Below are 21,044 nucleotides of genomic sequence, written 5' to 3'. Positions count from 1 at the left end.
AGTTACTTAAGGTCAGTTAATGCTAATGTTTTTTGATAAATCTCTTCTGGGTCAACATCAATACGGGCAACACCAGATTCCATTGCTGCTTTGGCAACTGCTTTAGCAACTGAAGGTGCCACACGTTTGTCAAATGGTCCAGGAATAACATAATCTTCAGTAAGTTCTTCTTCTGAAATTAAACTTGCTATCGCCTCAACTGCTGCTTGTTTCATTTGTTCATTTATATGTGTCGCACGAACGTCCAATGCGCCTCTAAAAATCCCTGGAAATGCGAGTACATTATTAATTTGATTAGGAAAATCCGAACGACCTGTCCCAATCACTTTAGCCCCAGCTGATTTCGCTAACTCAGGCGTAATTTCTGGATTAGGATTTGCCATCGCAAATATAACAGGATTATCCGCCATGGAATGTACCATTTCTTCAGATAAAAGATTTGCTACAGAAACACCAATAAACACATCAGCACCTTCAATAACATCAGCGAGTTTACCGTTAATTTTATCTTTATTTGTCCATTTAGCTACATATTCTTTTGTCGGATTCATTCCGTGAGGACGACCTTCATAAATCGCACCTTGGGAATCGCACATAATCATTTCTCTTACGCCATAAGAATACAATAATTTTACTATTGCGATACCAGCGGCCCCTGCACCATTTAAAACAACTCTTATATCAGAAAGATCTTTTTTAACAATACGTAATGCATTCATCAATCCTGCTAATGTTACAATCGCAGTCCCATGTTGATCATCATGAAACACTGGAATTTTAGTTTCTTTTTTTAATCGTTCTTCAATTTCGAAACAACGTGGTGCAGAAATGTCTTCTAAATTAATCCCACCAAAATTAGGTTCTAACAATTTCACTGTTCGTATAATTTCTTCTGTATCTGTGGTTGAAAGAGATAATGGAATGCCGTCAATACCTGAAAAGCTTTTAAATAAAACTGCTTTCCCTTCCATAACTGGAAGACTGGCCTCTGCACCGATATTGCCTAGTCCAAGTACAGCTGTACCGTCTGAAATTACAGCGACTGTATTGTTTTTCATCGTGTAATCATAAACTTTTTCTGGATGTTCATGGATATCTTTACATGGTTCAGCGACTCCTGGTGAATAGGCCAAACTGAGTTCCTCTTTATTCGTAACCTTAACTTTAGGCGCGACTGCAAGTTTTCCATGGTTTTCTTTATGCATTTGCAAAGCTTCGTCTCTTAAAGACATTCATTATCAACTCCATTGTTTACTTTCTCATTATGCTGACTGAAAAACAGCCGAACTTATTCGTCATTATACTATACGTCATAAAAAATTGATATATAATTTACATTTACAACCTTCTTATAACAATCTTATATTATGAGGTTCCACGGCTTGGATTATTTTCTTCAAATATTTTCGGTTAACGTAGCCTATTGGTTTTGTTGTATTAGATTTGTTATTAAAATAAGCCACATTTAAATAATCGCTTGTTAGATGATTTTGAGGTACTTGAGCTACCAATACCTCTTTGTATATGGATTCAGGTAATTTTTGACGTGTGACTATTTTTCTTGCCGTTTCTAACCTTTTTGCTTCATAATTTTCTAAAGTATCTAAACTTTGGATAATTAATTGATGCAGATGATTTCTTTGTTCAAACTTACCTTCCACGACATATAAATTTTTGGGAGTGAGCGTTGCTTCTATCTTTTGAAAAGTATTTGGAAAGAGCACCCCATCCATATGACGCACCCCATCGTTCAAAGCAACAAATGCCATTTGTTGGCCTTTCTTAGTTCGAATGACTCTGACATCATCTATGGTCACCAAAATTGGTGCATATTGTGCTTTGACTGTAAGTGGAAATACACCAAGATATTGTTTTAATTGAAAAGCTTTTTGCGCGGGATGCGTTGAGACATAAAACCCTAAATAGTGTTTCTCGTATTCTGATTTTTGATGGTCAGGCATTTCTTCAGTTTCTTGATAATCTTGTTTTGTTGTCGAAAAAGCTTCTAGAAAACTTTGATCTAAATCAGATTGTGAATCATTGATTTGGTCTATAGATTGTAGTAAGGTTGCGCGATTCTTTTTAAAACAATCCATTGCCCCTGATAGAATAAGCGCCTCTAAAATTCTTCTGGAGCGTATCCTTGCCGGTATACGTTGACAAAAGTCAAAAAAATCTTTATATGGACCGTTATCTATACGTTCTTTTACAATTATTTGCACACTTTGATATCCGATGCCTTTAATCGCACCTAATGAGATATAAATTTCATTGTTCACTGCACGATAACGCCATTGACTTTGATTAATATGAGGCCCATGAACGCGAATCTTTTGTTGTTTCGCCTCATATACCATTTGTGCTGTTTTTGATTCATTCCCAATCACATTGCTTAAAATGTTCGCATAAAAATACGAGGCATAATGAACTTTTAAATAACTCATAATATAGGCTATCTTAGAGTAACTTACTGCATGTGCTCGTGGAAAACCATAATCTGCAAATTTCAATACTAAGTCAAAGATTTCTTCGCTTAGCGATTGTTCATAACCTTTCGACGTCGCCCCTTCAATAAAATGTTGGCGTTCATTTTCCAATACCGCTCTATTTTTTTTACTCATCGCTCGCCTTAAAATATCCGCTTCACCATAACTAAATCCAGCAAACTGGCTTGCAATTTGCATGATTTGTTCCTGATAAATAATAACCCCATAAGTCCGCTTCAAAATAGGTTCTAAATCAGGATGTAAATATCTTACTTCACTCGGTTGATGGCGACGGCGTATATAAGTTGGAATTTCTTCCATAGGACCGGGACGATATAAAGAGGTCACCGCAACAATATCTTCAAAATGTTGGGGTTTGAGTTTTTGAAGCACTCGACGTACACCTTCAGATTCCAATTGGAAAATTCCTGTTGTATCTCCTTTGGACAACAATTCAAATACTGCATGATCATCAAAGGGAATAGATTCGATATCGATAAGATGATTCTGATCTTTTTGAATCTGTTTAATGACCTGATGAATAATGGTCAAATTACGTAAACCTAAAAAGTCAATTTTCAACAGCCCGATGCGTTCGGCTTCAGTCATAGTCCACTGCGTTAAAATACCAGTGTCCCCTTGTATTAAGGGGATTGTTTCATAGAGGGGATGATCATTAACAATAACTCCTGCCGCATGCGTCGATGTATTTCGGGGTAAACCTTCTAATTTCTTACATAATTTAAACCATTGTTCGTGTCGATGATTGCGATGCACAAATTGTTTAAATGCTTCTGTTGCATAGGCTTCATCAAGCGTAACACCTAATTTACTAGGAATTAATTTAGAAGCCTCACTCAATGTTGATTCATCAAACCCCATCACGCGTCCCACATCACGCGCGACCGCTTTTGCAAGCAAATGACCAAATGTCACAATACCTGCAACTTTATAATCACCATATTTTTGTTGCACATATTGAATGACTTTTTCACGTTGTGTATCTTCAAAATCAATGTCAATATCAGGCATTGTGACACGTTCCGGATTTAAAAAACGTTCAAAGAGTAAATCATATTTTAAAGGATCAATAGTCGTTATGTTTAATAAATAACTTACAAGTGAACCAGCAGAAGACCCCCTTCCTGGCCCTACCATTACGCCGTTGTTTTTAGCATAATTAATAAGATCACTTACAATTAAGAAGTAATCACTGAATCCCATAGATTGAATTGTTTTGAATTCGTGTAAAACCCGCGATTGATAATCTGATTGTAAAAGTCGTTTTTCTTTCATTGCTTGTTGTAACTTCATCCATAAATAATCATCAGACGACATTTCATTTGGAGTTTTAAATTCTGGTAATAATGATTGGTGATAGTTTAGAGTCGCTTGGCATAACTGTGCAACTTCATCAGTGTTTGATAACCACTCATGAGGTATTTGTAGACTTTCAATTTCATCAAATGATTTTAAATGTTGATTGGGAAATTGGGGAGGGTCCACTAGGTTTAGTTTTGTATTATCACGAATGGCCGCAAGAACGTCTATCGTATCTGCATCCTCTGAATCTTCATATATTGTTGACTCAATCCATACTTTTTGAATATTCGAGATTTGAGAGTGTGCATCTACATAAACAGTAGTACTCTCAGGCAACCCTTTAAGCCACGTCGATGATGATTCATCCATGGATTTAAATATGACAACGGTCTCTTTTATGAATGGACTCATTTCATTAATATTTAAATGGGCGCGTTGTTGGGTATTGATTTCAGATGATAATTTAAATAAATTTTTAAGACCCTGATTACTTTTAGCTAAAATAACCGCTTCTTTTTCAACGAGATCATCAGTAACATAAACCGTTATTCCTAATAGAGGCTTAATTTCAGCTTGGACACATGCATCATAAAATTGAGGTATGCCATACATAACATTTAGGTCCGTAATAGCTATAGCCGTATACCCGATAGCCTTTGCTTTTGAGACAATACGTTTAATATCAACGCTCGAATTAAGCAAGTCATAGGATGTATGGATATTTAAATGTGCAACCATAGGATGGACCTCCCTCGTTTATTGTTAAGATAATTTTTTCTTTAATGCCAGTGCAAGCGCTTCAAACTCGTCCCAATCATTCACTGTAACACCAGAAGCATTAGGATGACCTCCACCGCCAAATGCTTGTGCAACATCATTGATCACAAGACCTTTCGAGCGAATGCGACATCTGATGTCTTGCCCCTCATCCACGGCAAAAACCCAAATCCGTAACCCTTTAATATCTGCGATTGCATTCACAAATAATGACGCTTCATTTGGTGGAATCTGATACGTTTTTAAAACATCATTTGTAATTTTAACTTTACAAAAACCATCATCATCTAATTGGAAATTTTGTAAAACATATCCTTGAAACGCAAGTAAATAGGGTTCTTTTTCTGCCATTTGATTTAATAAGTCGTGATGATTAATGTCATACGTTAGTAAATTTGCAGCCACATTCATCGTTTTCGGCGTTGTATTATTAAATAAAAATCTTCCAGTATCCCCTACAATACCTAAATAAAGGGCTGAAGCTATTGCTGAATTTATATAGGCTTCGTCCCCTAACGCGTGAATCATAGCATAGATAATTTCGCTTGTAGATGAAGCGTCAGTATCAACATAGTTTAAATCCCCATAGTTATCTACTGGGGGATGGTGGTCAATTTTGATTAAAGCTGAGCCATTATCATATCGTTGGTCATCTATACGTGGTGCATTTGCTGTATCACATACAATGACTAATGCATTTTCATAAACTTCATCAGGAATGCGATTCATATTTCCAAACATTGCGAGTGTTGGTTCATCCGTACCTACGGCAAAAACATTTTTATTTGGATATCTCGTTTGAATATATTTTTGTAGTCCTGTTTGTGACCCTAATGCATCGGGATCTGGTCTTATATGACGATGTATAATAATTGTTTCATATTCTTCAATTTTCGTTTTAATTTCTTCAAAAGTATTCATATATAGCACTTCCTTAATTATCTAGTAATTGACACATTAATAAAGCCGTTGCTACGGGTTGTTGCCCGCTTTGCATAGTCACTTCCAATTTAGCGAAGTTTCGCCCCATATCTAATATATTATATAGAACCTCAACCTCGTTCTCTATTTGAACGGTTTTTATATAAAAAATGTTGAGACTCTCAATCATGACTTCTAATTTTTTATGTTTACGCATCACATATTTAATGGTTTCTTCAATTATCGCAACTGAAACTGATTTACTTAAAGTTCCAAATTGATTAGTCAGTTGCGGCGTGATTTCTACTTTAATTTGATTATTTCGAATATCAATATGTTTAGCAACTTGATCGTTGATTGTTTCTCCTACTTGTGGTTGTCTTCCGGCGATTTGCATCGCTTTTAAAACATCTTCTCTAGATATGACACCAATTAAACGTCTATCAGCTGAAGTTACTGGCAATAATTCAATCCCTTCCCAAATCATGGAATGCGCACAGCTCGCCACTGTCGTACTTAATTGAGCACTCATCGGTGGTTTTGACATAACTTTAGACAACTGCATTTTAGAGGATTGGCTTAAAATATCCTTACTCGTAATAATCCCCGTCAACTTCATTTCCTTGTCAACAACAGGGAAACGAGAATGCCCGGTTTCATGAGATTTATTGCGTACGTCTTTTACCGCCATCGTATCATATAAATAGGATGTTTCTTCAATTGGTATCACAATATCTTCAACGAGCAAAATTTCTTTTTTTATCATCTGATTGTACATCGCTCTATTGATAATATTTGCCACCATGAATGTATCATAATTAGAAGAAATTATGGGTAAGTCATGTTCATCCGCATACTTAACAATTTCATCAGACGTTTCAAACCCACCTGTTATAAGTACCGCACTCCCTTTTTTTAGCGCAGCTTTCTGCACATCAACGCGATTTCCAACAATAAGAAGCGTGTTTTTGGAAACATAATTCACTACGTTTTCAACTTCCATAGCGCCAATCGCAAATTTTGTTAGTGAATTAAATTGCCCTCCTTTTCCAGCAATTAACTGGCCATCTACGATTTTAGCAATTTCACCAAAGGTTAAAACATCTAATTGCTCGCGTGATTTTTTCTCTATACGCACAGTTCCTACTCGGTCAATGGTTGCAACTAATCCCCGTTGACCCGCATCTTTAATTGCTCGATATGCAGTCCCTTCAGAGACCTCTAAGTCTTTAGCAATTTTGCGAACTGAAATTTTTTGACCTATTGAAAGCTTTTCAATATGTTTGATAATTTGCTCATGTTTTGTCATATGAACTCCTTTAGCTAAGGGCATTTATTTGCTTACCCTTTGCTTTACCAAATCGATTTTTCTCTTGTTCATTATACCTTTTTTAATGACTATTGGGAACGAGATGAAACTTCTAAAAATACAGATATTTAATAGCATTATGAATTTCATTCCTTTAAAATATAATTAAAAGGAGGAGATACATGATGCATAAACATATTTTATTAGCAGTAGATCCGGAGATTAAAAATGCAAAAGCCATTAAGGAAGTTCAAAAATTAGTCGGAACAGAAAGTATCGTAACGATATTGCATGTGATGGGTGAACAAGATGTACAAGCCTCTGTTCGACTGGGAACCCATGTAAATGAACTCAAAAAGATTCGAAGTGAGAAATTACAAGACACTAAAGACTTGTTAGAAGCCGCTAATATTCAATATGAGGAAATTATTGAACGCGGAAACCCAAAAGAGAAAATTGTAGACTATGCTAATAACGGCAATTACGATATTGTAGTTGTAAGCAATCACAAAGCACAAGAAAACAAAAAAGTCGTTTTAGGAAGTGTGAGTCACAAAATCGCTAAACGTGCGCATATTCCTGTACTCATCGTTAAATAAATTATTTATCTCCACATTGAGCCTCTTGTCTAAATTTTAAAAAGCGCCTGAAAAATCATTCCGAAAAATGCATTTCAGGCGCTTTTATAAATTGTTTATGCTAAAGCTACTTTCGTTAAAGTTCTCATTAACATCGTCTTCTTTTTTATACACTATTAATCAGTGAATTGCACAGATTGACCCGGTTTTAATATTTGAACTTGACCGTGTGTAACAGCGTTTTTAAAATCTTCTGGGTTTTGTTCAATTAATGGGAACGTATTGTAATGAATTGGAACACTGATTTTAGGTTGAATGAATGTATTAATTGCATAACTCGCATCTTCAATTCCCATAGTAAAGTTATCTCCAATAGGTACAAAGCAAACATCGACAGGATGGCGTTCTGCGATGAGTTTCATATCACTAAACAATCCTGTATCTCCTGTATGATAAATTGTTTTATTTTCGAGTGTTAAAATGACGCCCATTGGCATGCCTAAATATATAGGCTTGCCATTGTCATCCATTAAACTTGAACTATGGAAGGCCTGAACAAACTTAAGTGTGCCAAAATCAAATTGCCATTTTCCTCCAATATTCATGCCATGCACATTTTCAATTCCATGAGCAGAATTTAAATAATTGGCTACTTCAGCTGTAGAAATAACAGTAGCCTCTGTCCGTTTTGCGATTTCAATAGTATCTCCAAAATGATCTTCATGTCCATGCGTTAAAATAATATAGTCCACTTCTAGTGATGACGCATCTAAATCTGATAATTCATTTCCAGTAATAAATGGGTCAATAATCCCTTTTTTTCCATTTGATTCAAAATACACTGTTGATTGTCCATGAAAAGATAGTTTCATTATGCATCCTCCTTTTTACTGTTACTCTCACTATACCACGAGATACTATGCGACACACATTCAAAGAAATTGAATTACTTACCCTTTTTAATTAAAATGATGATATTAAGGAGGCACAACAAATGACACATTTAGAGCAACTTATTACGAAGATTAAAACATCAAATGCGGATGCCGCATGGATTTCGAATCCAATTAACATTTATTATTATACGGGCTATAAAAGTGAGCCTCATGAGCGTTTATTTGCATTATTAGCTAAATCTGATGGAGAGTGTATTTTATTTTGCCCTCAACTTGAAGTTGAAGAAGTTAAAGCCTCTCCTTTCGCAGGGCAAATCATTGGTTATTTAGACACAGAAAACCCTTACGAAAAGTATCGAGATAAGTTCAATACAGTACTCATCGAAGAAAACCATTTAACTTATCGTCGATATAAAGAACTTAAACAAGCCTTTCAAATCCAAAATGTACAATCCATTGACCCTCTTATTCAAGAGATGCGTAATGTCAAAACGCAAGAAGAAATCAATGTGTTAGCACGTGCAGCTGAGCTCGCTGATGAATGTATGCGTATAGGTGAAGCTTATTTAAAAGAGGGCGTGACTGAACGAGAAGTCGTGAATCATATTGAAAATGAAATTAAAGCTTATGGTGTTCATGAAATGAGTTTTGACACTATGGTGCTATTTGGCGATCATGCGGCAGCCCCTCATGGTACACCAGGAGATAGAAAACTTCAAAAAGATGAATATGTTTTATTTGACCTTGGTGTTATCTATCAAAATTATTGTAGCGATATTACACGTACAATTGCATTTGGAAACCCAAGCGAGGAAGCTCAACAAATTTATAACATAGTTAAAGAAGCGGAATCAGAGGCCATTTCCAAAATTAAACCTGGCATGAAAATTAGTGACATTGATAAGACTGCGCGAAATATTATTAAAGCGGCTGGCTATGGGGACTATTTCCCACATCGCTTAGGGCATGGATTAGGACTTGAAGCTCATGAATATCAAGACATTTCTGAAACGAATGACAATCTCCTAGAAGAAGGCATGGTCATTACAGTGGAGCCTGGCATATACGTCCCTGGAATTGCCGGAGTTCGTATTGAAGATGATATTTTAGTCACTCACGAGGGATATCAATCATTGTCATCTTTCAAAAAGTAAAACTATTTATTATGAAAACCAATCTCATAAAAATGCCAACAAAGCGACAAACTTTGTTGGCATTTTTTACTCTTTATTTATTTTAAAACATCTGCAACAGGTGTGAATTCTTTGTTGAAAGCTTCAGCAACAGCTTTATTAGTCACTAAACCATTATAAGTGTTTAAACCTTGTGATAAAGGTACATTATCAGTTAATGCTTGTTTATATCCTTTATTCGCAAGTTGAAGCGCATATGGTAGCGTCGCGTTATTTAAACCGATTGTTGATGTACGTGGTACAGCTCCAGGCATATTTGCTACCGCATAATGTACAACACCATGTTTGACATAAGTTGGATCATCATGCGTCGTAATGCGGTCTGTCGTTTCGAAAATACCACCTTGGTCGATGGCAATATCAACAACAACTGACCCTGCTTTCATTTGCTTAATCATGTCTTCAGTCACAAGACGTGGCGCTTTAGCACCTGGAATAAGTACCGCCCCAATGACTAAATCACTTGCTTTAACGTGCTCTTCAATATTAAGTGGATTAGACATAATTGTATGCACACGTCCGTCAAAAAGTTCTTCTAATTGTTGCAAACGTTTAGGGTTAACGTCTAAGATTGTTACGTCAGCACCAAGCCCTAAAGCAATACGTGCTGCGTTTGTTCCTGCTTGTCCCCCACCAATAATCGTAACCTTGCCTTTTTGTACACCTGGGATACCGCCTAATAGGATACCCATACCCCCATTAATTTTTTGTAGGAATTGAGCACCAATTTGCGCAGACATACGACCAGCAACCTCACTCATAGGTGTAAGTAAAGGAAGCGAGCGATCTTCAAGTTGAACTGTTTCATAAGCAATCGCAACCACTTTATTTTTAATTAAAGCTTCGGTTAATTCAGGTTCATTCGCTAAATGTAAATACGTAAATAAAATTAACCCTTCTCTAAAGAAGTCATACTCCTCTTTTAAAGGTTCTTTAACTTTAATCACCATATCTACGTCCCAAACCTTTGTTTGAGCATCAACGATTTTTGCACCTGCTTCAACATAGTCTTGATCTTCAAAGAAAGATCCAATACCTGCTGATTGTTCTACTAATACAGTATGTCCAGCTTCAACAAGTGCATGAACACCACTTGGGGATAACCCCACTCGATTTTCGTTATTTTTTATCTCCTTAGGAATACCAATTTTCATTCTCCCTACACCTCCCACGACTAATCATAACGCATGATGAATGTAAGCGCAATCATAACTTTCAATACTTTTTCTAACTTATAATAATTGGCGGAATTTACAAAAAATATGATATAATTGAAGTGAAATAAGAAAGGGGTTTTTGCCATGTTAATGTACAAACATATTCTTATCGCTGTCGATGGTTCACACGAAGCAGAATGGGCATTCAATAAAGCTGTAGCAGTAGCTAAACGTAACGATGCCAAGTTAACCATTATGAATGTCATCGATTCCCGTACTTACACATCATTCGAGGTCTATGATGCTAATTTTACTGAAAAGTCTAAATCATTCGCTGAAAAGCTACTCGATGGCTATCGTAAAGTAGCTGAAGAAGAAGGACTTACACATGTGGAAACAAAATTAGAATTTGGTTCTCCAAAATCAATTATCCCTAAGAAAGCAACTGAAGATGGAGACATTGATCTTATTATGTGTGGTACTTCAGGACTCAATGCTGTAGAACGCTTTATTGTCGGCTCTGTTTCTGAAGCTATTGTACGCCATGCTGAATGTGACGTACTTGTGGTTCGTACAGAACAAATTCCTGAAACATTTGAACCTCGAGTTGCAACGAAAGAACTCCTGCAAGATCATAATATTTAAAGACTTTCTCTTAGAAATTAAGAGAAATGATATCATTTACTGCCTACAAAGTTTCCTCTTTGTAGGCAGTTTTAATATGCAAATTCATCAAAAATAACATGTAAAATTGAAAATAACTAAAACCTACTTTTTCGATATACATAAAGACAGGACTGAAATCAAACGATTTCAGTCCTGTCTTATTTATATTTGTAAATTATAATTCTCCAAATTTCATGACGTCACGTGCGATCATTACTTCTTCATTAGTTGGAATAACGAGTACTTTTACTGGAGAATGTGGATAGTTTAATTCAGCTTCTTTTCCACGTAAACCTTCATTCTTACGAGGATCCCAATACACGCCCATAAATTCTAAACCTTCTAATACACGTGCACGAATGACATCTGAATTCTCACCTACACCTGCAGTGAAGACAATGACGTCTACACCGTGCATACGTGTTGCATAAGAACCCATATATTTATGGATACGTGAAGCAAAGACTTCAAGTGCTAATTCTGCACGTTTATTACCATTGCTCGCATCTTCTTCGATATCACGTAAGTCACTTGATGTGCCAGTAATCCCTAATAAGCCTGATTCTTTGTTTAATGTATTTAAAACTTCATCAGCTGTTTTGCCTGTTTTTTCCATAATATATGGGATTAATGCAGGGTCAATATTTCCTGAACGAGTACCCATTGTCACCCCTGCAAGTGGTGTGAAGCCCATTGATGTGTCTATTGACTCTCCGCCATCGATAGCAGCGATTGACGCGCCGTTACCAATATGACATGAGATAATGCGTAATTCTTCGACAGGTTTACCTAACATTTCAGCCGCACGTTGTGAAACGTATTTATGACTTGTCCCATGGAAACCATATTTACGAATGCCATAATCTGTATAGTAGTTATAAGGTAAACTATACAAATATGCTGATTCTGGCATTGTTTGATGGAATGATGTGTCGAAAACAGCCACGTGAGGAATGTTTGGTAATAATTTTCTAAACGCTTCGATACCCATTAAGTTAGCTGGGTTGTGTAACGGTGCTAAATCCGTTAATTTTTTAATATCAGCGACAACTTCATCTGTCACCAATGCAGATTCAGGGAAACGTTCTCCTCCGTGTACGACACGATGACCTGTGCCATCAATATCATTAATGTCATTAATAATGCCATGTGCTTGTAAACTCTCTAACATGATATTTACAGCTTCTTCATGGTCTTTAATATCTTTAACTTCTTTCACTTTTTCTCCATTCACTTCTACAGTGAAAATAGAGTCTTTAAGGCCAATACGCTCAATAAGACCTTTTGTTACTAATTTTTCTTCTGGCATTTCAATTAATTGGAATTTTAATGATGAGCTACCAGCGTTAATTGCCAAAATTAACTTAGACATGTAAACGTCCTCCAATATTTAAAGTTTATCTCCAAAATCTATTTAACCATTATCACAGTCGTATTTCAAGAGTACCACAGATTATTTTTGAGGATGATTATGATTCATCCAATTTTTAAGTTCAGATAAGAAATTTTGAAAATTCTGTGGCTGTCTTAAATCTGGAATATTAGCAAGTAATACTTCTACAGGTTGCGTTTTACCTTGCTCTTTCTTTTGTAGAATCAGTATCGATTTTTGCGCATGTTCTTGTTTAAATAAATTTTTAGGCAGGTGCAGAAAAGCTTGCATTTCTGTTTCTGTTGCAATAAAATTTTCCAACTGTTTTATATTTTCATCATTAAAAAGTTGGCTCGGTACGACTAAAAATGCGTACCCGGCTGGTTTTAATGCTGTAATAGCTTGTTCTATAAACAAATGATGCGCATAACTATGTCCCGATTCAAAACCTAATTTCATTTGATGACTACGTTCATCTACCGGGTAATAGCCGATTGGCACATCTCCCAAAACGACATCTGCTTCTTCAAACGGCAGAGGCATTAAAGCGTCTTGGGGATACACGTCAAATGGAATTTCAAGGAAATTGGCCAAATGCACACTTAGTCTGGACAATACGGGATCGACTTCAACCAAATGATGCATCATTGTCTTCTCTGGCATCGCTTCATGTACTGTAGCACTTAAATGTCCTGTGCCACTCCCCAAGTCAACAACATGTAGCTCCTTATTTTCTTCTTCGAATTGAGAAATTAAATATCCTAATATTAAGCCAATAGAATCTGGCGTGATTTGATGGTTAGCTTGTACTTCTTCTTTTTGAAGTTGGCTTAAATAAGCAAATTGAAACGCTTTTCGTCTATCTTGTAGTGTTGCTTGTTCGATGAATTCGCGATCTTTTGTATACAATTGTTCCATTGCAAGACCTAAATTCTCAATAAAACTTTGTCCATTCTCTTCATTGAGTTGTTGGGTTGTTTCATCCAACTTTTTAAATAATTGTTCCATAATTGTTGCTGATTCTGCCATTGTTTACGTCCTTTCAAAAAATAAGGCTGGTACATCATAAATGTTCCAGCCTCCAGTTTAATTGTAATTCCTTATAATTGACGATATGCTTCAAGTGCTGTATCGAAGTTTGGAAAGTCTGTTCCTTCTGGCACTATTTCTTTATAGACAACTTTGTTATTTTCATCTAATACAAATACAGAGCGTGCGAGGAGTTGTAGTTCTTCCATAACAACGCCATAAGCTTCACCAAAAGAGTGTTTTTGATAATCACTAAGGGTAATGACGTTATCCAATCCACTAGAGGCACACCATCTTTTTTGAGCAAATGGTAAATCTAAAGATAATGTTAAAACGTAACCGTCCTCATCATTCGCTTTTTCATTGAATTTTCGCGTTTGTTGGTCACATACACCCGTATCTAATGATGGAACAACATTCAACAATTTCTTTTTACCATCAAAGTGAGATAATGTGACTTCCTGTAAGTTATTATCAACAACCTTAAAGTCAGGTGCTTGATCACCTACATTAACTTCTGTTCCTTTAAGTGTAACAGGATTTTGTTTAAACGTAATTTGTGTCAAAATATTTTGCCTCCTTAAATCAATCTAAGTCAATTATATTATACGAGTAATGAAGGTACTTCGCACGTCATAGGTCTTCATTACTATGACTAAAGTAAAAAATCTTGAATGTAATCATATGTATTTTTTAAGATGAGAATGAGCGTGACAACGACGAATAACACTTTGACATAACTTACACCTTTTCGGATGGCAAATTGCGCACCGGCATAAGATCCTACAACAGAACTTAATGCTAATAAGAGTCCGAGCACATAATCTACATGACCTAAATACATAAACATAAGAAGTGAACCTAAATTGGAAGCAAAATTAAGAACTTTTGCATTTCCAGCTGCACTTAAAAAGTCAAAACCGACGACGAGTAATGCAAACATGAGAAATGAACCCGTACCTCCACCTAAAAAGCCATCATAAAACCCAATAACCACAATTAAAAGAATAAAAATTATCGCTTTTACAGGTGTTAATTTACGATAAGTACGTGTCGCTCCCCAATCTTTTTTCACAAGCGTATAAATAAGCACACACGTTAAAATGATGATAACAAGTGGTTTTAACACCTCTGAGGGTAAAAAAACCGCTAAGGATGTCCCCCCGATGGCTGCAATAAATGAGAGTGGAAACAGTTTTCCAACAATGGCAAGATCCACTTTCTTCGCACGAATAAAACGAGTGGCACTGGTAAACGAACCAAAGGCGCTTGCCATTTTATTAGTTCCTAATGCCGTTGCCGGCGGGATTCCAAGCGCAAGCAAAGCAGGAATTAAAATCAATCCGCCGCCCCCAACGACAGCATCAATAAAGGCAGCTAGAAAAGCAAAAGCGACTGCAATTAAAATAAGCGTTAAATCTAATTCCATCCCCTTCACCCCCAATTAAATTAGAATAAATCATCATCCCATTGTTCTGTTTCTTGAGCATGGATTTGATAATTTTTATCAATGACTAATGTTTCAATCTCAGCCATCGCTTTCTCAATCATTGGTTCAAAATCATAGCCAGATTCATACTGTATTACTTTATCAAATTGTGGTTCTGTCACTGGATTTTTAGGCGTAAAAATCGTACAACAATCTTCAAAAGGTTGGATAGACGTTTCAAACGTTCCTAACGCTTTGGCTTTATTAATGATTTCCTCTTTATCTAACGATAATAAAGGACGTAAAACTGGTGTTGATGTCACTGCGTTTATAGCATACATACTCTTAAGCGTTTGACTTGCAACTTGACCTAAATTTTCTCCATTTACAATGGCATCTGCACCAATTTGTTGCACAACTTTATCTGCAATTCTTAACATCATGCGGCGTGTTGATGTCATTGTATAACGTTCATGAACGACTTTATGAACTTGTTTTTGAACTTCAGTAAATGGCACGATATGTAGCTTAATTGTCCCTACACGCTCAGCCATAATACGCGTGAGTTCAATGACTTTTTCTTTCGCCTTCTCACTAGTAAAAGGTGGACTATGAAAATGAATAGCTTCAATTGTCACACCTCGACGCATAACTTCCATGCCAGCTACAGGTGAATCAATGCCTCCTGATAACATTAAGAGTGTTTTTCCACCGGTACCAATTGGTAATCCGCCGATTGCTGGAATCACTCGATCATACATATAGACCGCATCCAAACGGACCTCAATTTTAATTTCATGGTCTGGCTGACGTACGTCAACGTGTAAATCCTCTGCATGTTTTAGAACTGCGCCTCCAACCATCCGTTGTATTGCAAAAGTCTCATATTCAAACTGTTTGTCCGAACGTTTAACTTCGACTTTAAAACTGTCTCCAGCGTTATATTGATCTGCAAACTTGATAGCATGTTCGTACATCGCTTCCATTGTTTTTTCAATTTTAAGCACTGGACTTATCGAATGAACCCCGTAAACTTTTGAAATACGCGCAATCATTTCTTCTATTTCCGCTTCAGGTTGAAGTTGAATATACATTCTATCTCTATTGGCTTTCACTTCATAACCTTTTAAAGGCATCAAAGCACGTTTGACATTTGAACGTAATTGACTTACAAATGTTTTACGATTTGCCCCTTTTAATGTTAGTTCTCCATATCTTACTAGAAGATGATCATATATCATTTTCTTAGCAACTCCTCTACTTCATTATAGACGTGATCTAATGCTTGGAAGAACACGTTTACATCCTCATTTGATGTATGTTGGTCAAAAGATAAACGAATACTTCCTAATATATTTGTAGTATCAATATTCATCGCAAGTAATACCTCATTAACTTTTGACTGTTTAGATGAACATGCACTGGTTGTTGAAACCAAGACATCTTGTTTAGAAAATGCATTCACTAAAACTTCACCCCTTACCCCTGGAAAAGCAATATTTAAAATATGAGGGGAGGCAGTGATCGGTGAGTTCACTACTATACCAGGGTAGTTTTGGAGGCGTTGGCGTATTTCGTCATTAACTTTTCTTAAAGTGGACATCATTTCACTTTGCGTGGTAACAGCTAAACGAATTGCTTTCGCTAACGCAACATCACTTGGTAAGTTCACAGTACCACTCCGAAGTCCGAGCTCTTGACCGCCCCCTTGAATAATCGGTGAAACAGCATGTGCATTTTTTAGTACAAGTAATCCTTGGCCTTTTAAACCATTAAATTTATGTCCACTAATAGCTAAACTATCTATTCCTGTCATCGTCAAAGGGACTTTGCCTAAGGCTTGAACAGCATCCACATGAAAATGAACTTTCGGAAAGCGTGTCAAGATTTGACCGATTTCTTCGATAGGCTGAATTTGCCCCATAATATTATTCACTTGCATACACGTCACAAGAATCACATCGTTGTTGAGTAACGATTCTAAATGATTTAGGTCTATTTGACCTGATTCCGTGATCTTGACATATTTTAAAGTGAAGCCCTCTTGCTCTAACTGTCGCATCACTTCTAAGACAGATGGATGTTCAAGAACAGAGGTGATAATTGTTTTACCAAAAGGTTTTTTCTGATACGCCGCACCTTTTAATGCCATATTATTTGATTCTGTGGCGCCACTTGTAAAAATAAGTGTCTCCTCACGCAAATTTAACGAGGATTTAATTTGCTCGCGTGCTTTTTCAAGTAGACGCGCAGCTTCCACCCCTTTTACGTGAGGGCTATTTGGATTAAAAAACAACGTTTCATTCACTTTCATGTAACTCTTTAATACTTCTGGGTCAGGTCTTGTTGTCGCAGCATTGTCAAAATATAACATCTTACAAGAACTCCTTGAAAAAGATTATGAATAATCATTATTGTACTACACTATCTCCATGAAAATAAAACACATATTAGCTATTTTCTATAATTTAACCGATAAGGTCAATAGAAAATGCTAACTGACTGTATCTAGATAAGAGGGATTGTTCATCATTAAAGTAACTCCAACCTGTCACTCTACTTTTAAACATATCCTAGATTTTGATAAGTATTTATCATGAATAATATAAAAGAACCTGAGAATTTCATCATCTCAGGTTCTTTTCAGTGATTAAGGTTGTTGATTCATTACTTCACGTTCTATCGTTTCAGAAATACCAGGTTCTACACGGTCTAAAGCTTGTGCAGAGATTTCACTTGAACGTTTATAACGGTTATTTTTAAATAAACGTTCGGCCTCATTTAAGCTCTTATCTAAATCGTTGTAGTCTTTTCGATAGCGATTACCATATTGAATGAGCTTTTCGGCATAGACTGCATTGATTAATACATCATTCGCTTCATCTTCAAACTTATTCATTTGTAATACGACTTTATTCACCTTATCTTTTAAGTGTTGAACATTAACGGGTCTTTCACTAAAACGTTCATTCACTTCTCTGACTTCATAGTCAATTTCGTTTTTAAGAATGATGAAACGTTCAGGCACACTCGTTAAGTTTGAAGCGAGTAGGCGTCGATAAATTTCTTCTTTTTTACTTTGAACACGTAAAATGTGCTCTTCTGCCTCTGCCTCATCTTCTCGTAATGACACAAGATGGTTTTGAAGCTTTTGTTGTTTTTCGTTAATTACGTCAACGTGATCTTCAATATATTTCAAATTATCTTGCACTTCACTATATCGTACAGATGATTTTGCCATCTCCATCAAAATTTCGTCGTATACCGTAATTAAATTTTGAATTTCATTTTCAAATTGTCGAACGCTTTGGATGTCGCTTTCGTTAATGTAGTAGTTTTCTCGTCCGTATTCAATTTCAGTTTGTAGCGTATAGTTCATATCTTTCGCATGAAATAAATCATCTGTAATACGCTCTTTTGATTCTTCTACAGCATTTTTAGCTTTCACTTCATGCTCAATCAAATCATACATTTCATCTAACTGTAGATTAATATTTTCTAATTTTTTATTCGCTTCATCTAACTCTAACCGACTAATCATAGGTTCTACAAAGCTTAATTCTGTTTTCAAGCTCTGTAATGTACCATCGACTTTAACGTGATCTAAATCATAACCTTCCACTTTTAAATCACGCACGCCATATTTCAAATCTTGAAATTGTCCTGGCAACTCTTTTTGTGCCTCGCGAATTAAATCAGGAATTTCTTTCATATCTTCTTTCAAAAATGTTAAGTCTTCATTTAAATTTTTAATATGTTCGTGTGCTTGTCTAAAATTCCCTTCTTGCTTTAATTCTTCGTATAAAGACAATTCTGGTTCCACTTGTTCTATTTCTTTTTCTAATGGCGGAGCAGCCTCTCCAAATTGATGACGATTCGCAAGCACCTCACGCTTGAGTTTGCGATGTTCTTCTTTAGTTTGTTCAAATAGCTCATCACTGTCATGATGAATCTTCAATACCTTGTCGGCTTTTTCAGTTAATTCTAAATGTTTGGCTTCATACGCATCCATCATTTCGTGCGCATCATTGATGTCCGTTTCTGCTTGCGTAAATTTAAATTTATCTAAATTTACTTCTGCTTCGTGAATCTTTTCATCTACTGGCATTAAGTAGTCATTAAGGGATGATTTCCATGACGAATTTAATGCGTCGTATTCGGCTTTTGTTTGACCTGTCAAATTCAATTGCTCTAACTTATGTAAACTTTCGTCATAAGAGAGATCGTTTAATTTTACTTTACGATCTTCTGCACTTTGAATGATGGTTCTCTTGTTGGATCGCATCATAAAAAGGATACCGATACCAATCAGTATAATGATGATAATAGCTAAAATAATATATAATGCCATGTCCTTTCGTCTCCTTCTAAAAACATAAATTCATTATAACGTAATTCTATAACGCATTAAAATGAAATCTTCAATAATAAAAGTTTACCATACATTCGCTACAAATTGCGTAACTTGTATGAAAAGGCTATAATAATTTTAAAATTTCAAGGGGGAGTGGCAACCTATTATGAATAATCAAACAAATTACGATTTAATCTCGCGTCAACTGGATGCATTATTGACTGACGAGACGGATATCATTGCAAATTTAAGTAATACATCCGCACTCTTAAATGAAAACCTATCCGATATTAATTGGGTTGGCTTTTATTTACTAAAAAACAATGCGTTAATTTTGGGGCCCTTTCAAGGTAAACCTGCCTGTGTCCATATTCAAATCGGTAGTGGTGTATGTGGTACTGCTGTTAAACATGATAGCGTTCAACGTGTTGCTGACGTGAATGCTTTTCCTGGTCATATTGCGTGTGATGCGAATAGTCAATCAGAAATAGTGCTTCCAATTCATAAAAATAACGAAATTATCGGTGTATTAGATATTGACGCCCCTATTAAAGATCGATTTAGCCATTCAGATGAGCAAGGTTTACAAACAATCGTTGAAGTTTTAGAGCGCCATTTATAAAGTTTAAGATTACACTTGACTTTTAATGCCACCATGGTACAATTGTCTTTGTGTGAAAAACGAAAATAGCAGTTGAATATTGTGAGGCGCTATGATATTCCCAAAGCGGGCGTGCCGTGTAACCGTAGCTATGAGGCGAGGACACATAAAATATCATATCTTTACGAGCATTCAACACTCTTTTTTGTTTTTTCATAACAACAAAAAAGATAAAGGAGGAGTCAATTATGGCTCGATTCAGAGGTTCAAGCTGGAAAAAATCTCGTCGTTTAGGTATCTCATTATCAGGTACTGGTAAAGAATTAGAAAAACGTCCTTATGCACCAGGACAACATGGTCCAACTCAACGTAAAAAATTATCTGAGTATGGATTACAATTACGTGAAAAACAAAAATTACGTTACTTATATGGAATGACTGAAAGACAATTCCGTAACACTTTCGAAGCTGCTGGTAAACAAGGCGGTGTTCACGGTGAAAACTTCATGATCTTATTAGCTAGCCGTTTAGATGCAGTGGTTTACGCATTAGGTTTAGCACGTACACGTCGTCAAGCACGTCAATTAGTAGGTCATGGTCATGTTGAAGTAGATGGTAAACGTGTAGACATCCCATCATATACTTTAAAACCTGGTCAAGAAATCACTGTTCGTGAAAAATCTAAAAAATTAGCGATTATCGAAGAGTCCATCGAAATCAATAATTTCGTTCCTGACTACTTAGAATTTGACGCTGATAACTTAAAAGGTACTTTCGTACGTCTTCCTGAACGTAGCGAATTACCAGCTGAAATCAACGAACAATTAATCGTTGAGTACTACTCACGTTAATCTTCGTCTTATCGCACCACCATACAAATGTATGGTGGTTTTTTTGTTGATTCATTTGCCCTTCCTTAATTAAACGGATTATCTCCGCTATTTGAGAATCGT

At 36.1% G+C, this 21,044-nt stretch carries 18 protein-coding genes; 5 read left to right on the top strand and 13 right to left on the bottom strand.

Annotated elements, in window-relative coordinates; genetic code table 11:
• Positions 1 to 2: 2 nt before the first annotated feature.
• The 4 genes from ystJ to PYW36_RS05065 all read right to left on the bottom strand — a co-directional run bounded on the left by ystJ (position 3) and on the right by PYW36_RS05065 (position 6,816).
• Positions 3 to 1,232 carry an NADP-dependent malic enzyme gene (gene ystJ / locus PYW36_RS05080; protein ID WP_103159065.1) on the bottom strand — a complete coding sequence of 410 codons (1,230 nt, stop codon included), beginning with the start codon at positions 1,230 to 1,232 and terminating at the stop codon, positions 3 to 5.
• A 117-nt stretch (positions 1,233 to 1,349) separates the two neighbouring features.
• On the bottom strand, positions 1,350 to 4,547 hold the full coding sequence (locus PYW36_RS05075; RefSeq protein WP_103159066.1) for a DNA polymerase III subunit alpha: 3,198 nt from the start codon (positions 4,545 to 4,547) through the stop codon (positions 1,350 to 1,352).
• Positions 4,548 to 4,571: 24 nt separating this feature from the next.
• The gene (locus tag PYW36_RS05070; protein WP_103159067.1) at positions 4,572 to 5,507 is read right to left on the bottom strand and encodes a DHH family phosphoesterase; all 936 of its coding nucleotides are present in this window, start codon (positions 5,505 to 5,507) and stop codon (positions 4,572 to 4,574) included.
• A gap of 13 nt (positions 5,508 to 5,520) precedes the next feature.
• A complete protein-coding gene (locus PYW36_RS05065) occupies positions 5,521 to 6,816 on the bottom strand; it encodes a DRTGG domain-containing protein (RefSeq protein WP_103159068.1) in 1,296 nt (431 codons plus the stop codon).
• Positions 6,817 to 7,001: 185 nt separating this feature from the next.
• On the opposite strand from PYW36_RS05065, the gene PYW36_RS05060 reads away from it, so the two are divergent.
• Entirely contained in the window at positions 7,002 to 7,415 is a 414-nt protein-coding gene (locus tag PYW36_RS05060) for a universal stress protein (protein ID WP_037574634.1), read from the top strand.
• Positions 7,416 to 7,570: 155 nt separating this feature from the next.
• On the opposite strand, the gene PYW36_RS05055 is transcribed toward PYW36_RS05060, so the two are convergent.
• The gene (locus PYW36_RS05055) at positions 7,571 to 8,266 is read right to left on the bottom strand and encodes a metal-dependent hydrolase (RefSeq protein WP_037574354.1); all 696 of its coding nucleotides are present in this window, start codon (positions 8,264 to 8,266) and stop codon (positions 7,571 to 7,573) included.
• A gap of 122 nt (positions 8,267 to 8,388) precedes the next feature.
• Here PYW36_RS05055 and PYW36_RS05050 point away from each other — a divergent pair, with 122 nt between their 5' ends.
• Positions 8,389 to 9,444: a M24 family metallopeptidase gene (locus PYW36_RS05050; RefSeq protein ID WP_103159069.1), complete on the top strand. Its 1,056-nt coding sequence runs from the start codon at positions 8,389 to 8,391 to the stop codon at positions 9,442 to 9,444.
• Positions 9,445 to 9,521: 77 nt separating this feature from the next.
• On the opposite strand, the gene ald is transcribed toward PYW36_RS05050, so the two are convergent.
• Positions 9,522 to 10,637 carry an alanine dehydrogenase gene (gene ald, locus PYW36_RS05045; protein WP_103159070.1) on the bottom strand — a complete coding sequence of 372 codons (1,116 nt, stop codon included), beginning with the start codon at positions 10,635 to 10,637 and terminating at the stop codon, positions 9,522 to 9,524.
• 147 nt (positions 10,638 to 10,784) lie between these two features.
• Between ald and PYW36_RS05040 the strand changes: the two genes are divergently transcribed.
• Positions 10,785 to 11,285 carry a universal stress protein gene (locus PYW36_RS05040; protein WP_037574358.1) on the top strand — a complete coding sequence of 167 codons (501 nt, stop codon included), beginning with the start codon at positions 10,785 to 10,787 and terminating at the stop codon, positions 11,283 to 11,285.
• A gap of 196 nt (positions 11,286 to 11,481) precedes the next feature.
• On the opposite strand, the gene PYW36_RS05035 is transcribed toward PYW36_RS05040, so the two are convergent.
• The 7 genes from PYW36_RS05035 to ezrA form a co-directional block, all read right to left on the bottom strand.
• Positions 11,482 to 12,678 (bottom strand): acetate kinase, encoded by a 1,197-nt coding sequence (locus PYW36_RS05035; RefSeq protein ID WP_037574360.1) that lies wholly within the window; start codon positions 12,676 to 12,678, stop codon positions 11,482 to 11,484.
• Positions 12,679 to 12,759: 81 nt separating this feature from the next.
• Entirely contained in the window at positions 12,760 to 13,707 is a 948-nt protein-coding gene (locus PYW36_RS05030; RefSeq protein WP_103159162.1) for a class I SAM-dependent methyltransferase, read from the bottom strand.
• A 71-nt stretch (positions 13,708 to 13,778) separates the two neighbouring features.
• On the bottom strand, positions 13,779 to 14,273 hold the full coding sequence (gene tpx / locus PYW36_RS05025; RefSeq protein ID WP_103159163.1) for a thiol peroxidase: 495 nt from the start codon (positions 14,271 to 14,273) through the stop codon (positions 13,779 to 13,781).
• Positions 14,274 to 14,362: 89 nt separating this feature from the next.
• Complete coding sequence (locus PYW36_RS05020) at positions 14,363 to 15,136, bottom strand: sulfite exporter TauE/SafE family protein (RefSeq protein ID WP_103159164.1); 774 nt, start codon at positions 15,134 to 15,136, stop codon at positions 14,363 to 14,365.
• Between the two features lie 20 nt (positions 15,137 to 15,156).
• Positions 15,157 to 16,377, bottom strand: a complete 1,221-nt coding sequence (gene thiI, locus PYW36_RS05015; RefSeq protein WP_103159165.1) for a tRNA uracil 4-sulfurtransferase ThiI — start codon at positions 16,375 to 16,377, stop codon at positions 15,157 to 15,159.
• Positions 16,374 to 17,510: a cysteine desulfurase family protein gene (locus PYW36_RS05010; RefSeq protein WP_103159166.1), complete on the bottom strand. Its 1,137-nt coding sequence runs from the start codon at positions 17,508 to 17,510 to the stop codon at positions 16,374 to 16,376. Before PYW36_RS05010 ends, thiI begins: the two co-directional genes overlap by 4 nt.
• Before the next feature lie 276 nt (positions 17,511 to 17,786).
• On the bottom strand, positions 17,787 to 19,487 hold the full coding sequence (gene ezrA, locus PYW36_RS05005; protein WP_103159167.1) for a septation ring formation regulator EzrA: 1,701 nt from the start codon (positions 19,485 to 19,487) through the stop codon (positions 17,787 to 17,789).
• Between the two features lie 169 nt (positions 19,488 to 19,656).
• Here ezrA and PYW36_RS05000 point away from each other — a divergent pair, with 169 nt between their 5' ends.
• Both PYW36_RS05000 and rpsD read left to right on the top strand, forming a co-directional pair.
• Positions 19,657 to 20,112 carry a GAF domain-containing protein gene (locus tag PYW36_RS05000; RefSeq protein WP_037574375.1) on the top strand — a complete coding sequence of 152 codons (456 nt, stop codon included), beginning with the start codon at positions 19,657 to 19,659 and terminating at the stop codon, positions 20,110 to 20,112.
• Positions 20,113 to 20,339: 227 nt separating this feature from the next.
• The gene (rpsD, locus tag PYW36_RS04995) at positions 20,340 to 20,942 is read left to right on the top strand and encodes a 30S ribosomal protein S4 (RefSeq protein ID WP_103159168.1); all 603 of its coding nucleotides are present in this window, start codon (positions 20,340 to 20,342) and stop codon (positions 20,940 to 20,942) included.
• Positions 20,943 to 21,044: the final 102 nt, after the last annotated feature.

It is taken from the genome of Staphylococcus chromogenes (assembly GCF_029024625.1).
GTDB lineage: Bacteria > Bacillota > Bacilli > Staphylococcales > Staphylococcaceae > Staphylococcus > Staphylococcus chromogenes.
The sequence above is the reverse complement of the archived record's forward strand: the minus strand, read 5'-3'. Positions and strand labels throughout refer to the sequence as shown.

Excerpts from the sequence above, each read along its gene's own strand:
- thiI (WP_103159165.1), bottom strand. The coding sequence starts at position 16,377 with ATGATATATGATCATCTTCTAGTAAGATATGGAGAACTAACATTAAAA.
- PYW36_RS05070 (WP_103159067.1), bottom strand. The coding sequence starts at position 5,507 with ATGAATACTTTTGAAGAAATTAAAACGAAAATTGAAGAATATGAAACA.
- PYW36_RS05075 (WP_103159066.1), bottom strand. The coding sequence starts at position 4,547 with ATGGTTGCACATTTAAATATCCATACATCCTATGACTTGCTTAATTCG.
- rpsD (WP_103159168.1), top strand. The coding sequence starts at position 20,340 with ATGGCTCGATTCAGAGGTTCAAGCTGGAAAAAATCTCGTCGTTTAGGT.
- PYW36_RS05040 (WP_037574358.1), top strand. The coding sequence starts at position 10,785 with ATGTTAATGTACAAACATATTCTTATCGCTGTCGATGGTTCACACGAA.
- PYW36_RS05000 (WP_037574375.1), top strand. The coding sequence starts at position 19,657 with ATGAATAATCAAACAAATTACGATTTAATCTCGCGTCAACTGGATGCA.
- PYW36_RS05060 (WP_037574634.1), top strand. The coding sequence starts at position 7,002 with ATGCATAAACATATTTTATTAGCAGTAGATCCGGAGATTAAAAATGCA.
- PYW36_RS05030 (WP_103159162.1), bottom strand. The coding sequence starts at position 13,707 with ATGGCAGAATCAGCAACAATTATGGAACAATTATTTAAAAAGTTGGAT.
- PYW36_RS05055 (WP_037574354.1), bottom strand. The coding sequence starts at position 8,266 with ATGAAACTATCTTTTCATGGACAATCAACAGTGTATTTTGAATCAAAT.
- ystJ (WP_103159065.1), bottom strand. The coding sequence starts at position 1,232 with ATGTCTTTAAGAGACGAAGCTTTGCAAATGCATAAAGAAAACCATGGA.
- PYW36_RS05035 (WP_037574360.1), bottom strand. The coding sequence starts at position 12,678 with ATGTCTAAGTTAATTTTGGCAATTAACGCTGGTAGCTCATCATTAAAA.
- ezrA (WP_103159167.1), bottom strand. The coding sequence starts at position 19,487 with ATGGCATTATATATTATTTTAGCTATTATCATCATTATACTGATTGGT.
- PYW36_RS05065 (WP_103159068.1), bottom strand. The coding sequence starts at position 6,816 with ATGACAAAACATGAGCAAATTATCAAACATATTGAAAAGCTTTCAATA.
- PYW36_RS05020 (WP_103159164.1), bottom strand. The coding sequence starts at position 15,136 with ATGGAATTAGATTTAACGCTTATTTTAATTGCAGTCGCTTTTGCTTTT.
- PYW36_RS05050 (WP_103159069.1), top strand. The coding sequence starts at position 8,389 with ATGACACATTTAGAGCAACTTATTACGAAGATTAAAACATCAAATGCG.
- PYW36_RS05010 (WP_103159166.1), bottom strand. The coding sequence starts at position 17,510 with ATGTTATATTTTGACAATGCTGCGACAACAAGACCTGACCCAGAAGTA.
- ald (WP_103159070.1), bottom strand. The coding sequence starts at position 10,637 with ATGAAAATTGGTATTCCTAAGGAGATAAAAAATAACGAAAATCGAGTG.